This window comes from Flavobacterium sp., assembly GCF_031537875.1.
Classification (GTDB): domain Bacteria; phylum Bacteroidota; class Bacteroidia; order Flavobacteriales; family Flavobacteriaceae; genus Flavobacterium.
The window spans coordinates 1-14600 of the sequence record NZ_JAVKNB010000010.1 but is presented as its reverse complement, the minus strand read 5'-3'; the positions used below and the strand labels follow the sequence as shown (position 1 = coordinate 14600).

The 14600-nt window shown below is 35.3% G+C and carries 15 protein-coding genes and 1 tRNA gene; 12 read left to right on the top strand and 4 right to left on the bottom strand.

Features of this window, described 5'->3' with window-relative positions:
* Positions 1-12 precede the first annotated feature (12 nt).
* Entirely contained in the window at positions 13-2649 is a 2637-nt protein-coding gene (alaS, locus tag RMR09_RS05240; RefSeq protein ID WP_310594756.1) for an alanine--tRNA ligase, read from the bottom strand.
* 173 nt (positions 2650-2822) lie between these two features.
* On the opposite strand from alaS, the gene RMR09_RS05235 reads away from it, so the two are divergent.
* The 11 genes from RMR09_RS05235 to RMR09_RS05185 all read left to right on the top strand — a co-directional run bounded on the left by RMR09_RS05235 (position 2823) and on the right by RMR09_RS05185 (position 11431).
* Entirely contained in the window at positions 2823-3800 is a 978-nt protein-coding gene (locus RMR09_RS05235) for a M23 family metallopeptidase (protein WP_310594755.1), read from the top strand.
* On the top strand, positions 3800-4132 hold the full coding sequence (locus RMR09_RS05230) for a MerR family transcriptional regulator (RefSeq protein ID WP_310594754.1): 333 nt from the start codon (positions 3800-3802) through the stop codon (positions 4130-4132). Before RMR09_RS05235 ends, RMR09_RS05230 begins: the two co-directional genes overlap by 1 nt.
* Positions 4133-4169: 37 nt before the next feature.
* Positions 4170-4763 carry a LemA family protein gene (locus tag RMR09_RS05225; protein WP_310594753.1) on the top strand — a complete coding sequence of 198 codons (594 nt, stop codon included), beginning with the start codon at positions 4170-4172 and terminating at the stop codon, positions 4761-4763.
* A gap of 18 nt (positions 4764-4781) precedes the next feature.
* On the top strand, positions 4782-5219 hold the full coding sequence (locus tag RMR09_RS05220) for a TPM domain-containing protein (RefSeq protein ID WP_310594752.1): 438 nt from the start codon (positions 4782-4784) through the stop codon (positions 5217-5219).
* Positions 5219-6022, top strand: a complete 804-nt coding sequence (locus RMR09_RS05215; RefSeq protein WP_310594751.1) for a TPM domain-containing protein — start codon at positions 5219-5221, stop codon at positions 6020-6022. The genes RMR09_RS05220 and RMR09_RS05215 overlap by 1 nt, the downstream gene beginning before the upstream one ends.
* Before the next feature lie 54 nt (positions 6023-6076).
* Entirely contained in the window at positions 6077-6490 is a 414-nt protein-coding gene (locus RMR09_RS05210; protein ID WP_310594750.1) for an Rrf2 family transcriptional regulator, read from the top strand.
* A 239-nt stretch (positions 6491-6729) separates the two neighbouring features.
* Positions 6730-7875, top strand: a complete 1146-nt coding sequence (locus RMR09_RS05205; RefSeq protein ID WP_310594749.1) for a porin — start codon at positions 6730-6732, stop codon at positions 7873-7875.
* 28 nt (positions 7876-7903) lie between these two features.
* Positions 7904-8851: a substrate-binding domain-containing protein gene (locus RMR09_RS05200; protein WP_310594748.1), complete on the top strand. Its 948-nt coding sequence runs from the start codon at positions 7904-7906 to the stop codon at positions 8849-8851.
* A gap of 77 nt (positions 8852-8928) precedes the next feature.
* Positions 8929-9822 (top strand): phosphate ABC transporter permease subunit PstC, encoded by an 894-nt coding sequence (gene pstC, locus RMR09_RS05195; RefSeq protein WP_310594747.1) that lies wholly within the window; start codon positions 8929-8931, stop codon positions 9820-9822.
* Positions 9823-9833: 11 nt separating this feature from the next.
* Positions 9834-10673 carry a phosphate ABC transporter permease PstA gene (gene pstA, locus RMR09_RS05190; RefSeq protein ID WP_310594746.1) on the top strand — a complete coding sequence of 280 codons (840 nt, stop codon included), beginning with the start codon at positions 9834-9836 and terminating at the stop codon, positions 10671-10673.
* On the top strand, positions 10670-11431 hold the full coding sequence (locus RMR09_RS05185) for a phosphate ABC transporter ATP-binding protein (RefSeq protein WP_310594745.1): 762 nt from the start codon (positions 10670-10672) through the stop codon (positions 11429-11431). The genes pstA and RMR09_RS05185 overlap by 4 nt, the downstream gene beginning before the upstream one ends.
* Positions 11432-11481: 50 nt before the next feature.
* On the opposite strand, the gene der is transcribed toward RMR09_RS05185, so the two are convergent.
* Both der and era read right to left on the bottom strand, forming a co-directional pair.
* On the bottom strand, positions 11482-12792 hold the full coding sequence (gene der, locus RMR09_RS05180; protein ID WP_310594744.1) for a ribosome biogenesis GTPase Der: 1311 nt from the start codon (positions 12790-12792) through the stop codon (positions 11482-11484).
* Positions 12793-12957: 165 nt separating this feature from the next.
* A complete protein-coding gene (gene era, locus RMR09_RS05175; RefSeq protein WP_229325392.1) occupies positions 12958-13839 on the bottom strand; it encodes a GTPase Era in 882 nt (293 codons plus the stop codon).
* 119 nt (positions 13840-13958) lie between these two features.
* Here era and RMR09_RS05170 point away from each other — a divergent pair.
* Positions 13959-14031 (top strand) — tRNA-Met (locus tag RMR09_RS05170).
* A gap of 304 nt (positions 14032-14335) precedes the next feature.
* On the opposite strand, the gene RMR09_RS05165 is transcribed toward RMR09_RS05170, so the two are convergent.
* Positions 14336-14600: PfkB family carbohydrate kinase (locus tag RMR09_RS05165; RefSeq protein WP_310594743.1), on the bottom strand; the 265-nt coding region annotated here is incomplete at its 5' end.

Genomic DNA, 14600 nt, shown 5'->3' with positions numbered 1-14600 from the left:
TTCTATATTGTATTATTGTATAAAATCAACTGCTTTAGTTAAGGCCTCAGCAATTCCTGCAACATTTTTTCCTCCTGCAGTAGCAAAGAACGGTTGTCCTCCTCCTCCACCTTGGATAAATTTTCCTAATTCACGAACTACTTGTCCGGCATTAAGATTCTTAGCCGCCACTAATTCTTTCGAAATATAGCAGGTTAACATCGGCTTGTCTTCGTCGGCAGTAGCTAAAACTAAGAATAAATTAGTTCCTAAATTACCTAATTCATACGCCAAATCTTTAGCTCCTTCTGGATTCAATTCAACCTGAGTAGCCAAAAATTGAACACCATTAACCTCTTGTATTTGTGCCGCTAAACTCGCTTTCAAATGTTTCACTTTGTCTTTCATCAAAGCTTCAATTTGTTTCGCTAATTTCGCATTTTCATCTTGTAAATTATGAACGGCTTTCAAAATATCTTGTGGATTTTTCAAAGCTCCTTTAATCTCATTTAGCGTGTTTTCATACGAAGCAAAATGCGATTTTACAGCATCACTTGTAATAGCTTCAATACGACGAATACCCGCCGCAACAGCACCTTCTGAAACAATTTTAAAATGCCAGATTTCAGCCGTGTTTTTCACGTGGATGCCACCGCACAATTCCATGCTTTCGCCAAATTTAATTGCACGAACGTTATCTCCGTATTTTTCGCCAAACAAAGCCATAGCACCTTCGTCTAAGGCTTGTTGAATTGGAATACTTCTTCTTTCTATCAAAGGCAATTGCTCTTGGATTCGAGCATTTACAAAATCTTCTACTGCTTGCAATTCTTCCTCAGTCATTTTAGCAAAATGAGAAAAGTCAAAACGCAAATAATTAGGGTTAACCAAAGATCCTTTTTGCTCAACATGTGTCCCTAAAATACTTCTCAAGGCTTGGTGCATCAAGTGCGTAGCCGAGTGATTGCGAGACGATAAAGTTCTCAAATCCGTATTGACTTTTGCAACAAAACTAGCCGTTACATTTTCAGGTAATTGCTTCGCCAAATGCAAAATCAAATTGTTTTCTTTTTTAGTATCGATGATTTCAATCGACTCATTGGCAGAAACTAAAGTTCCTTTATCCCCAACTTGCCCTCCTCCTTCTGGATAAAACGGTGTAGTATCTAAAACGATTTGGTACAAAACCCCATCTTTTTTACTGTCAATTTTTCTGATTCTAGAGATTTTAACCTCATTTTCAGTTTGGTCATAGCCCACAAATGTTTCTACATTTCCAGGAATCAAAACCGACCAATCTTCGGTTGACACTTCTGAAGCAGCACGCGAACGTGATTTTTGCTCTTGCATGGCTTTTTCAAAACCAGCTTCGTCTAATTGGTAGCCTCTTTCTCTTAAAATCAAAGCGGTTAAATCAATTGGAAATCCGAAAGTATCATACAATTCAAATGCTTTTTCTCCCGAAATTTCTTTTCCAGCGGTTTGATTCATTACATTTTCAAGCAATTGCAATCCTTGATCCAAAGTTCTTAAAAATGACGCTTCTTCTTCACGAATTACATTCGTAACCAAAGTTTGTTGTGATTTGATTTCAGGGAAAAATTCACTCATTTGGTTGGATAAAACCGTAACCAATTCATAAATAAATGGCTCTTTCGTATTCAAGAAAGTAAATCCGTAACGAATGGCACGACGCAAAATACGACGAATTACGTAACCTGCACCTGTATTCGACGGCAATTGACCATCTGCAATAGCAAAGGCTACCGCACGAACGTGATCAGCCACTACACGAATTGCAATATTTGTTTTGTTTTGTTCTTCTGAAATATTTTGAATTTCATTTGAAGTATATTTCAAACCTGTAATTTGTTCTACTTTTTCAATTAGCGGACTAAAAACATCAGTATCATAATTGGAAGTTTTTCCTTGTAAAGCCATACACAAACGCTCAAATCCCATTCCGGTATCGACGTGTTGGGCCGGTAATTTTTCTAAAGAACCATCCGCTTTACGGTTGAATTCCATGAATACATTATTCCAAATTTCCACCACTTGCGGATGATCATTGTTGACCAAACTTTTACCCGAAACTAACGCTTTCTCTTCTGCTGAACGCAAATCGACGTGAATTTCAGAACAAGGTCCGCAAGGTCCTTGGTCACCCATTTCCCAGAAATTATCTTTTTTATTTCCTAGAATAATACGATCTTCATCAATCAATTCCTTCCATAAATCCCAAGCTTCTTGGTCAAAAGGAACGTTTTCGTCAGGGTTTCCTTCAAATACAGAAACGTATAAGTTTTCTTTTGGAATTTTATACACTTCAGTCAATAATTCCCATGCCCAGTTGATGGCGTCTTTCTTGAAATAATCGCCAAAAGACCAGTTCCCCAACATTTCAAACATAGTGTGGTGGTAGGTATCAAAACCTACATCCTCTAAATCGTTATGTTTTCCAGAAACACGAAGACATTTTTGCGTATCGGCAATTCGTTGACTTTTAGGCGTTCCGTTACCTAAAAAATATTCTTTAAACTGCGCCATTCCTGAATTGTTAAACATCAGGGTAGGATCGTCTTTAAGAACGATAGGTGCCGAAGGAACGATCAAGTGTCCTTTGCTTTGAAAAAAGTCCAAAAATTGTTTACGTACGTCTTGTGATTTCATCTGTATTTTTTATTCGTTTATTGAGTTAAGGTTCAATAGGTTCTCGCATCAGCGAATAACCAAATCAACACATCAACTTTTTTATTCTCAAAAAAGAAGCGAACCAATGAAACATTTATTAAATTTGTTCGTCTAACTTTTTTACGAAGTGCAAAAATAGGGTATTTTAAAATATGTCGAAAGTAAAATATTATTACGATTCTGAAAATCTGGCGTATCGAAAAATAAAAACGAAAAAAGCAACGAAATTAGGTGTGGTTTTCTTGTTTTTATTGGCTTCTGCCCTATTCGGATTTTTAAGTTTTGTAGTTTTATTGAATACACCCTATTTTGAGACACCCAAAGACCGATTGCAAGCGCGCGAAATTGACAATTTGAAATTGCATTATGCTATTTTGAATAAAAAAATAGACGAGTTAAACACAGTGGCAGATGCTCTTGAAGAACGGGACAACAATATATATCGTACTTATTTTAATACAGCTCCTATTTCGGATGAAGAAAGAAAAGCAGGGTTTAAAACAAAAAATCGCTACGCCGAATTAGAAGGTTTTGACAATTCAGAATTGGTAAAAAACACCACACAACACGTGGATATTTTAAGTAAAGAATTGGCTATTCAATCCAAATCTTTGGATGAAATTTTAAAATTAGCCAAGGCAAAAGATAATTTATTGAGTGCTATTCCTGCCATTCAACCTGTCAAAAATGAAAATTTGAGACGAATGGCATCAGGTTTTGGCTATCGTTCTGACCCATTTACTAAAGCACGAAAAATGCACGAAGGAATGGATTTTACTGCCAAAACAGGCACTCCAATCTATGCTACTGGCGATGGTGTAGTTGCAAGAGCTGACAATTCAGCTTCCGGTTTTGGGAATCATATTGTGATTCGGCACGGTTATGGTTATGAAACTTTGTATGCCCATTTGAGCAAATACAAAGCGCGTGCGGGACAAAGAGTAAAAAGAGGAGACATCATTGGGTATGTGGGTAGCACCGGAAGATCAGAAGCACCACACTTACATTATGAAGTACATAAAGACAATAAAGTCGTGAATCCGCTTAATTTTTATTACGGAAATATCTCGGCAGTGGAATATGTGGCCATTTCAAAATTGGCTAATCAAGAAAATCAATCATTAGACTAATGCACATTAATTTATCAGCAGACAAAAGGTATTACAGCATTGGCGAAGTAGCCAAAGCTTTTGGAGTAAACGCATCACTCATTCGTTTTTGGGATAGTGAATTTGACATTTTAAAACCAAAGAAAAATGCCAAAGGCAATCGCATGTTCACTCCCGAAGATGTGAAAAACTTACAATTAATTTTTCATTTAGTAAAAGAAAGAGGCTTTACTCTAGAAGGGGCTAAGACACACTTGAAAGAAGGCCAAAAGAAAACTTTAGACAAATTTGATATCATCAATAAATTAGAAGCTATTAAGGCACAATTATTGAGTATTAAAAATGAAATATAAATTATTAATAAACAATCAACCTTAAATTAAATTAAAAATGGACTTTAAAAAATTCTTACCTTGGATTATAGCAGTTGTAGTAGTAATAGGAATCTACAGTTGGGTAAAAGGAATCAACAACACCGCAGTGACTTACGAACAAGACATTCATGAAGCTTGGGGTAATGTTCAAACTTCGTATCAAAGAAGAAATGATTTGATAGGTAACTTAGTTAATACCGTAAAAGGTGCTGCTGACTTTGAAAAAAGTACTTTGACTGCTGTGATTTCGGCTAGAGCCAAAGCGACTTCAATCACGGTTGACCCTACTAATATTAGTCCAGAACAATTGGCAGCATTTAACTCAGCGCAAAGTGGTGTTAGCAGTTCATTATCTAGATTATTAGTTTCAGTAGAAAAATACCCTGACTTAAAAGCCAACGAAAACTTCTTGAAATTACAGGATGAATTAGCGAGTACTGAAAATCAAATTTTAACAGCAAGAACTCGTTTTAACGAAGCAGTAAAACCGTATAATACACATATCAAAACGTTCCCGAATTCAATTTTTGCAGGAATGTTTGGATTTAAAGAAAAACCGTATTTTGAAGCAGCTGTTGGAGCTGACAAACCGGTAGAAGTAAAATTCTAAACGAATAACAGACAACTTATGAAACCAGAAACCGCTTTTTTAACCAAAGAAGAAGAAAACGAAATTGTTGAAGCCATTCGATTGGCTGAAAAAAATACTTCTGGCGAAATAAGAGTACACATAGAACAAACGACTTCCAAAGTTCCTTTTGACAGGGCTTTGGAAGTTTTTTATGAATTAAAAATGAATGAAACGCAATTGCAAAACGGCGTTTTGATTTATTTGGCTAGTGCCGACAAACAATTTGTTATCTGTGGCGACAAAGGAATTAATGATGTGGTAACTACTGATTTTTGGGATAGTACCAAAAAAATTATGGCTACCCAATTCAAAAAAGGCAATTTTAAACAAGGTTTAATTGACGGAATTACCCAAGCTGGCGAACAATTGAAAACCTATTTCCCTTGGCAAGCCGACGACACCAACGAATTATCAAACGAAATCTCCAAAGGATAATGAAAGCACTATTACCTACTCCTACTTTTCTACAATTATTCGTTTGTTTTTTGGTGACACAAATTGGTTTTGCTCAATTTACTATTCCTGAAAAACCAGCATTTCAAACTTCAGTCTATGATTATGCCCAAGTGCTTAGTGCCAATGAAAAAGCACAACTGGAAGAAAAACTGGTACGCTATTCGGATTCTACTACAACTCAAATTGTTATCATTACTATTGAAAGTCTTAAAGGAGAGGATATAGGTATTTTAACCCCTAAATGGGGACACAAATGGGGAATTGGGGGTAGCGAAAAAAATGACAATAGAGTAATTATTTTATTAGCGAAAGCAGAAAGGAAAATTTGGATTTCTGCTGGATATGGTTTAGAAGATAGATTATCTGCAGGAATTGGCGGAGAAATTACAAGAAATATCATTATACCCGAATTTAAAGCAGGGAGCTACTTTAACGGATTGGACAAAGGAACAACTGCTATTATTGATGTTTTTAAAGGCAAATACAAAGGAACCCGCAAACAAAATAAAGGAGAAGATTTTCCACTACTCCCTTTTATAGTAATCATCGTTATTGTTTTGATTCTATTCTCAAGAAATAAAAAAGGGGGAGGCAATTCAGGGGGTTCTGGCGGTTTTAATGGAGGTCCAAGTTTATTAGACATCCTTGTATTAAGTAGCCTAGGTAGTGGTAACAGAGGAGGTTTTGGAAGTCCATCAGGTGGTGGTTTTGGCAGCGGAGGCTTCGGTGGTGGTTTTGGCGGCGGCGGATTCTCTGGTGGCGGTTCTGGAGGAAGTTGGTAATTTATTTGATTTCTAACCAATTGACCATTATATTTGTAAAAACAATCGTAGAAAATGCTATCTCACAAAACTAAATATGCGCTTAAAGCTTTATTATTTCTTGCTCAACAAGAGCCAGGATACATAGCTCGTACTATAGAAATTGCTGAAGTAGCCTCTATTCCTAAAAAGTTTCTAGAGCAAATTTTATTGGATTTAAAACGCGCTCATTTTGTAGGTAGTAAACAAGGAAAATTTGGTGGTTACTACCTTATAAAGTCGTCTAACGAAATTACTTTAGCCGATATTCATCGATTATTTGATGGCGCCATTGCTTTACTTCCATGCGCTTCACTTAATTTTTACGAACCTTGTTCTGATTGCAAAAGCGAGTCAGAATGCGCATTAAGACACGGTTTAATTGCTATTCGAGAAGAAACTTTAAAAGCAATGCAAGACATTTCTATAGCTTCATTAGTAAAAAAATAAAAAAATATTTTTTAAACTCTACTATTTTTATAGAATTAATTATATATTTGCACTCGAAATAACTTTTAAAATTAAAAAACAGATGAAAACAAATCAAAATCAATTTCGTTTTTCAGCAAAAAAATCAACTCACAAGACTAATTGCAATTCTATGTGCATGATGATGCGAATGTGTTGCTAAAAAAATAATTTTAAAGTCTACTAATTACATATATATACATAAATTAAAATTCAAACTAATGAAAACTAAACATATATTTTCTATACTTATTGCGTTCCTAACTTTTGGAATCGCTAATGCACAATCATCTGATGATGTATTGAATTTATTAATCCAAAGAGGGATTGTAAAACAAAATGATGCGGATTCAATTCGTGCCGATTACGCTTTCAAACAACAAGAAATCAAAGAAAAACAAAAACTATTTAATGTGTTGTCAAGTCGTAATATCAATCTAGGTGGTTACACACAAGTACGTTATCAATCTTTACAAGAAGCCAATAAAATTGACGGATTTGACTTAAGAAGGGTTCGTTTTGACCTAAAAGGCAACTTTTCTCCTGAATGGGAATACCGTTTACAAACCGATTTTGCAGGTTCACCAAAAATTATTGATGCCTATTTTGCATACAAACCGTATGATTATTTGAAAATTACTGGTGGGCAATTCATAATTCCAATCTCATTAGAAAGCACTACATCTGACAATACTTTAGAAGTTATTGACAGAGCACAAGTAAGTGGTTTAGTGGGTCGAAATAAAGATGCACTAGGTGATCAAAATGGTCGCGATATTGGAGTTCAATTGAGTGGGAACTTGTTCAAAACCGAATCTGGGCGATTCCTTTTAGACTATTATTTAGCTTACTTCAACGGACAAGGAATTAATATAGCTGACAAAAATGAGGCAAAAGATATTGCAGCTCGACTTGTAGCGCACCCATCTGAATATTTCGATTTTGGACTATCCTATTCCAATGGATTTGACAACTGGGGAACAGTGGCAAAAGATCAAGTTCAAAACCGTATTGGAGCTGATTTGGCTATCAACTACAACGATTTTACTTTCAGAGCTGAATATTTACAAGCTACACAAGGTTCTTATGTAGTAAATGGGGCCGTAAAAGATTTAGTAAGAGTCGGATGGTATGTTCAAGCAGGTTATTTTGCTTTGCCTAAAAAATTACAATTTGTAGCACGATACGACACTTTTGATCCTACAAAGAATAACGCAATAGGAGATATTAGTTCTATTTATACTGCCGGAACTAATTTCTATATCAATAGTTTTACCAAGTTACAAATCAACTACAAACACAAAGAAGAGCAATCTAACAGCATTAACAAAGATGAAATTGTAGCTCAAATACAATTAAAATTCTAATTCAATAATCGTAAATAAACACAAAACAATGAAAACATATAAACTTACATTATTAGCTGTGGTCATAGCATTATTTGCTAACACAACAACCAGCAAAGTAACTGCACAAGAATTAAAAGGAAACATCAGTATTTCAGGAGCTTTTGCCTTATATCCTATTACTGTAAAATGGGCTGAAGAATTTAAAAAACAAAACCCAGGTGTAAAAATTGACATTCAAGCAGGTGGTGCTGGAAAAGGAATTACTGACGTTTTATCTAAGGTAACTGATATTGGTTTAGTTTCAAGAGATTTGAATGGAGCGGAAGCCAAAAAAGGAGCTTATGCTATTGCTGTAACCAAAGATGCTGTAATTCCAACCATCAGTGCTTCTAGCCCTTACAGAAAAGTATTATATGAAAGAGGAGTGAAAAAAGATGCTTTCAACAACATCTTTATCACAGGTAAATACAAAACTTGGAGTACTTTAGGATTCAAAAGTGAGGCGCCAATCCACGTATATACAAGATCTGATGCTGCTGGAGCTGCTGAAACTTGGGCAAAATACTTTGGTAAAAAACAAGAAGATTTACTAGGAGTTGCTGTCTTTGGAGATCCAGGTTTGGCTCAAGCTGTAAAAAGAGACCCTTCTGGAATTGGTTACAACAACATCGTTTACATCTATGACACTAAAAGTAACAAACCAATCAACGGTGTAGTTCCTGTGCCAATTGACTTGAACAATAACGGAAAATTAGATCCAGACGAAGATTTTTATGGAGATATCAACGATGTAATTGCGGCTATTGTTGCCGGAAAATATCCTTCTCCGCCTGCAAGAGATTTGTATTATGTAACTGTAGGTAAGCCAAAAAATCCAATAGTAAAAGAATTCATTAAATACATTCTTACTGACGGACAAAAATTTGTTACTGAAGCTGGTTACATCAAATTCTCAAAAGAGAAGTTAACCAAAGAATTAGAGAAATTAAAATAATTTAAGAATACACAATACTAATCCCAACTTATATTTTTTAAAATTGAAATTTCTAAGTTGGGTTTAAATCCAAATAAATGAAAAAATTTAGACTATTAAAAGATAGTTTCTTTAGTAAAATTTTCTTCATACTTACCATCCTATCAATATCCACTGTGGTGTTGCTAGGATTTGGTTTGTATTATAAGTCCATTCCAGTACTCAACAGTAACTCATTGAAAAACTTACTGTTATCTTCAGATTGGAAACCATTCAAAGAATCCTTCGGATTTTATTCCTATATTATGGGAACACTTTGGGTAACAGGTATCGCTTTACTAATTGCATTACCCCTGTCGTTACTCACAGCCATATACCTTTCTGAATATGCGCCTTCAAAAATTAGAAAATCAGTACTGCCGTTAATTGAATTATTATCTGGAATTCCGCCAGTACTTTTTGGTGTTTGGGGAGGATTAGTCATCGTACCTTTAATTCAGGAAAAAATCGCACCCCATTTTGTCGAATTTTCTACGGGATATTCTGCTTTAGCAGGGGGGATTGTATTAGCCATTATGATTTTCCCGTTGATCATCAGCATCTTAATTGAGGTATTTAACAACATCCCACAAGAATTACGAGATGCTTCCTTGTCACTAGGAGCAACTCAATGGCAAACAATCAAAAAAGTGGTACTCAAACGTTCGGCAGAAGGTATCATTGCAGCCACCGTATTGGCTATTTCAAGAGCATTTGGAGAAACAATTGCCGTGTTAATGGTCTGCGGAAATTTGGCACAAGTGCCAAAAAATGTATTTGATTCGGTCTATCCTTTACCAGCACTTATTGCTAATAACTATGGCGAAATGATGTCCATTCCTATGTATGATTCTGCTTTGATGTTTGCTGCTTTACTACTTTTTGTCATCATCTTTTTATTTAATGCAGTGTCGAGAATCATTTTATTCCGAATCGAAAAAAGAAACAATTAAATCTAAAAAACATGAGAAAAATAGAAGAAAATATCGCTAAAGGCATCATGATTTTTAGCACATTGATTGTAAGTAGTACCTTATTCATGATATTGTATACCATTTTTTCAAAAGGAATTGGTTCGCTTAGTTGGGATATGGTATCCAAAATACCTGAAGGAGGATTCTATATTGGTAAAGGTGGCGGAATTTTAAATGCAATTATAGGTTCCATTTACATTACCATTGGTTCAACCTTATTAGGACTTTTAGTTAGTCTTCCTATTGTGATTTATATTAATATCTACACTAAGAAAAATTCGTTATTAGCCAATATTACCCGATTAAGTTACGACATCCTTTTTGGAATCCCATCCATAGTTTATGGCGCATTCGGATTTGTGATTATGGTGTATTTTGGATTAAAAACTTCTCTATTAGCAGGAATTGTGACAGTGACTTTATTAATTATTCCTATTTTGGTTAGAGCCATAGACGAAGTCGTACGAGTGGTTCCTGAGGATATGAGTAATGCCGTTTATTCTTTAGGAGGAACCCGATATGAAACAGCTAAAATAATTCTTAGACAATCCATTCCAGGTATTGTAACAGCCATTTTACTTTCCTTTGGTAGAGCTATTGGAGATGCTGCTTGTGTACTTTTTACAGCAGGATTTACAGATAGTATCCCTACCTCACTAGATCAACCAGCAGCCACGCTACCCTTATCTATTTTCTTTCAATTGAGTAGTCCAATTGTAGAAGTTCAAAATAGAGCTTATGCTGCCGCAGTAGTTCTTACCATAATCGTTTTAATCATTAGCATTAGCGCAAAAATAGTTAGCAAAAACCTTTCAAAAAATAAAATATGATCATTCAACCACATATCAGTATTCAAGACCTTAATGTACACATTGGTGACAACCATATCTTAAAAAACATTAACATTGATTTTCCAGACAAAAAAGTAACCTCGCTAATTGGGCCTTCAGGTTGTGGAAAAACAACCTTGCTAAAAACCATGAACCGACTTTTAGATCGCCAAAATGATGTAAGAGTAGAAGGTAAAGTTTTAGTTGACGGTGAAAATATTTACGACCCTGGAGTAGAAGTAACTCACATTCGTAAAAAAATGGGATTACTATCTCAAAGACCTTTCCCATTGCCAATGAACATCTATGACAACATTGCTTATGGGCAACGCATCCATGGGAACAACAACAAGGCAGAATTAGATGAAATTGTAGAAAAATACCTTCGTGGTGTCAACCTTTGGGATGAAGTAAAAGACCGATTAAAATCACCTGCAACCCGTTTGTCTATTGGTCAACAACAACGTCTTTGTTTAGCAAGAGGGTTGGCGATTGAACCTGAAATTATTCTAGGTGATGAACCAACATCTGCCTTAGATCCTATTTCTACGCAACATATCGAAGAGTTATTTTTACAGCTAAAAGACAAATATACTATTGTATTAGTAACTCATATTTTACGTCAAGCTAGAAGAGTTTCCGATTATATTGGATTTGTATACATGGGAGAAATTATTGAATTTGGTCCTACCGAAGAAATTTTGTTGAATCCTAAAGAGAAATTAACTAGAGATTATGTAAAAGGATTTTTGAGTTAATCAAAAACAAATACTAAAATAAAAAGTCCCGATTTCTCGGGACTTTTTTGTTATTTTTCTCTAATATAAATATCGATTGGCACTCCTGAGAAGTCCCATTTTTCTCTGATTTTGTTTTCCAAATACCTTTTGTATGGTTCTTTTACATATTGAGGTAGGTTAGCAAAGAATACAAACTGAGGTGTTTGTGTTGGCAACTGCATACAATATTTAATTTTGACATACTTACCTTTGGTTGCAGGTGGCGGATAGGCTTCAATCACTTTCAACATAAACTCATTGAATTTAGAGGTTGGAATACGCTGTTGTCTACTTTCATACACCTGAACCGTTGCTTCTAAAGCTTTTAACAAACGTTGTTTGGTCAAAGCCGAAACAAAAAGAATAGGCACATCCGTGAAAGGCATTAATTCTTTTCTGATTTTTTCTTCGTAATCGCGGGTTGACATGGTGTCTTTTTCAACCAAATCCCATTTGTTTACCAAAATCACAACCCCTTTACGGTTTTTCTCAGCCAACCAAAAAATACTTTGGTCTTGCCCTTCAAATCCACGAGTAGCATCAATAATTAAGATACACACATCCGCGTGTTCAATGGCTCTAACGGAACGCATTACCGAATAAAATTCTAAATCTTCTTTTACCTTCGCTTTACGACGAATTCCAGCGGTATCGACTAAGTTAAATTCAAATCCAAAACGATCAAATTTAGTATCAATAGCATCACGTGTAGTTCCTGCAATATCGGTAACAATGTAACGGTCTTGACCAATCAAGGCATTGATAAAACTAGATTTACCCGCATTAGGACGTCCTACTACTGCAAAACGAGGTAATGTCACTTCTTCTTCCGTTGGTTCTGGTTTTACAGGGAAAGCGTCAATCAAAGCGTCTAATAAATCTCCCGTTCCACTTCCAGATATACTGGCAAAAGTGAAATAATCTCCTAAACCTAGGTTATAAAACTCTACTGCATCTTTTTCACGCATCGCATTATCTACCTTATTCACGGCTAATAATACTGGTTTAGTCACTTTTCGAAGTAATTTTGCTACAGCATCATCCATAGGAGTAATACCTTCTTCCACATCCACCACAAAAATGATTACATCCGCTTCATCAATAGCTAGTTCTACTTGTTTGCGAATTTCTCCCTCAAAAATATCGTCCGATCCACGAACATATCCACCCGTATCAATTACTGAAAACTCTTTTCCATTCCATTCACTTTTTCCGTAGTTTCTATCACGGGTTACCCCTGAAACTGAATCTACGATAGCTTCTCTTCTTTGGATTAATCGGTTAAAAAGGGTCGATTTTCCTACGTTAGGTCTTCCTACTATGGCTACTATGTTATTCATAATCTAATTTGAAATATTTTGCAAAGGTACGGTATTATTTTATATGCTACTATTGTGGTGCGTGAAGGATAGTAGTGAAAATCCTTTTTAAGTTGACTGAGGTTCTTGAAGGCAACTTAAAAAGATTGAAACGGATAGCCTGACCCTTGTGGTCACGCCAAAAAATTATTGATTGTACCCAAAACGTTTTAGCATATTGGCATTGCTTCGCCAATTTTTATTGACTTTAACGTACAATTCGATGTGGATTTGTTTGCCAAAGAATTTTTCTAAATCGGCACGGGAATCCATTCCTACTTTTTTCAAAGCGGCTCCTTTGTGACCAATGATAATTCCTTTTTGGGTATCGCGTTCTACCATAATTAAGGAACGAATGCGAATGATATTCTCATCTTCAAAAAATTCCTCCGTCACGATTTCAACTGCATACGGAATTTCTTTGCTGTAATTCAACAAGATTTTTTCTCGAATGGTTTCGTTCACAAAGAAACGTTCCGGTTTATCGGTCAATTGGTCTTTTGGATAATAAGCCGGTGATTCAGGCAGTAATTCTATAATACGTCCAAAAACTTCAGGTACATTGAAATTTTGCAAAGCTGAAATCGGAAAAATTTCAGCGTTAGGTACTTTGGCTGTCCAAAAAGCCACTTGCTCTTCTAATTGTTCTTGATTCGAATTATCGATTTTGTTCAACAACAATAATACTGGAATTTTGGCGTGTATAATTTTATTAAAAAAGGCATCGTCTTTTAACTCTTGTTCGCCAATTTCGACCATATAAATCAAAATATCAGCATCTTCAAAAGCCGACTTTACAAAGTTCATCATTGATTCCTGCATTTCGTAAGCTGGTTTAATGATTCCAGGTGTGTCTGACAAAACCAATTGGAAATCTTCTCCATTTACGATTCCTAAAATTCTATGACGAGTCGTTTGTGCTTTAGAAGTGATAATAGACAATCTTTCACCAACGAAAGCGTTCATCAAGGTTGATTTTCCTACGTTTGGATTTCCAATGATGTTTACAAAACCTGCTTTGTGTGCCATTTACTGCGTTTTAATTTTTTGCAAAGGTAGTTATATCAAGCTAATAGAAGAAATAAAAGATTTTTTAATTTTTTTTGTTGCAATAGTCGATTTTCGTTGTATATTTGCACTCGAAACATCGCGGGATAGAGCAGTAGGCAGCTCGTCGGGCTCATAACCCGAAGGTCACAGGTTCGAGTCCTGTTCCCGCTACTAAGACAAACCTCAAAAGCAATTTTGAGGTTTTTTTATGCAATACAATCAGTAACTGGTTCTACTGAGAAGCGGCGGGTATGGTTTTTTTTGTTATCTAGTAAACATTTCCTTGCCAAACTTAACATCCAAGTCTTTCCAATGCTCAAATTCGATGCGCTTAACTTTATCATTAGGATGTAAATGACAAAACATACTCTTTTTAGAGAAAATTTATAGATTAATAATCAATTAGTTAGAAAAATTTTACCGATTTTTGGAATAAAAAAACCTCAAGGAAAATCTTGAGGCTTTTGAATTACTATTAAATTAATAGAATATTTTTAAACTCTTTCAACATCATAAATTTTTTGATTTCTTTTTCGGAAATTTCAGGATTTGCTCCTTCTTTTGATGCTACCAATGCCCCCATTGCACAAGCAAAATTCAATGATTTTTGAGGTGAATCTCCTCGCAAAAGTTTAGTTACTAATGAAGCTAAAAACGAATCTCCTGCCCCTACTGTGTCAGCTACTTTTATAAAATATCCACTGTTATAATAAAATTTGTCATTGTAAAACAAAACAGCC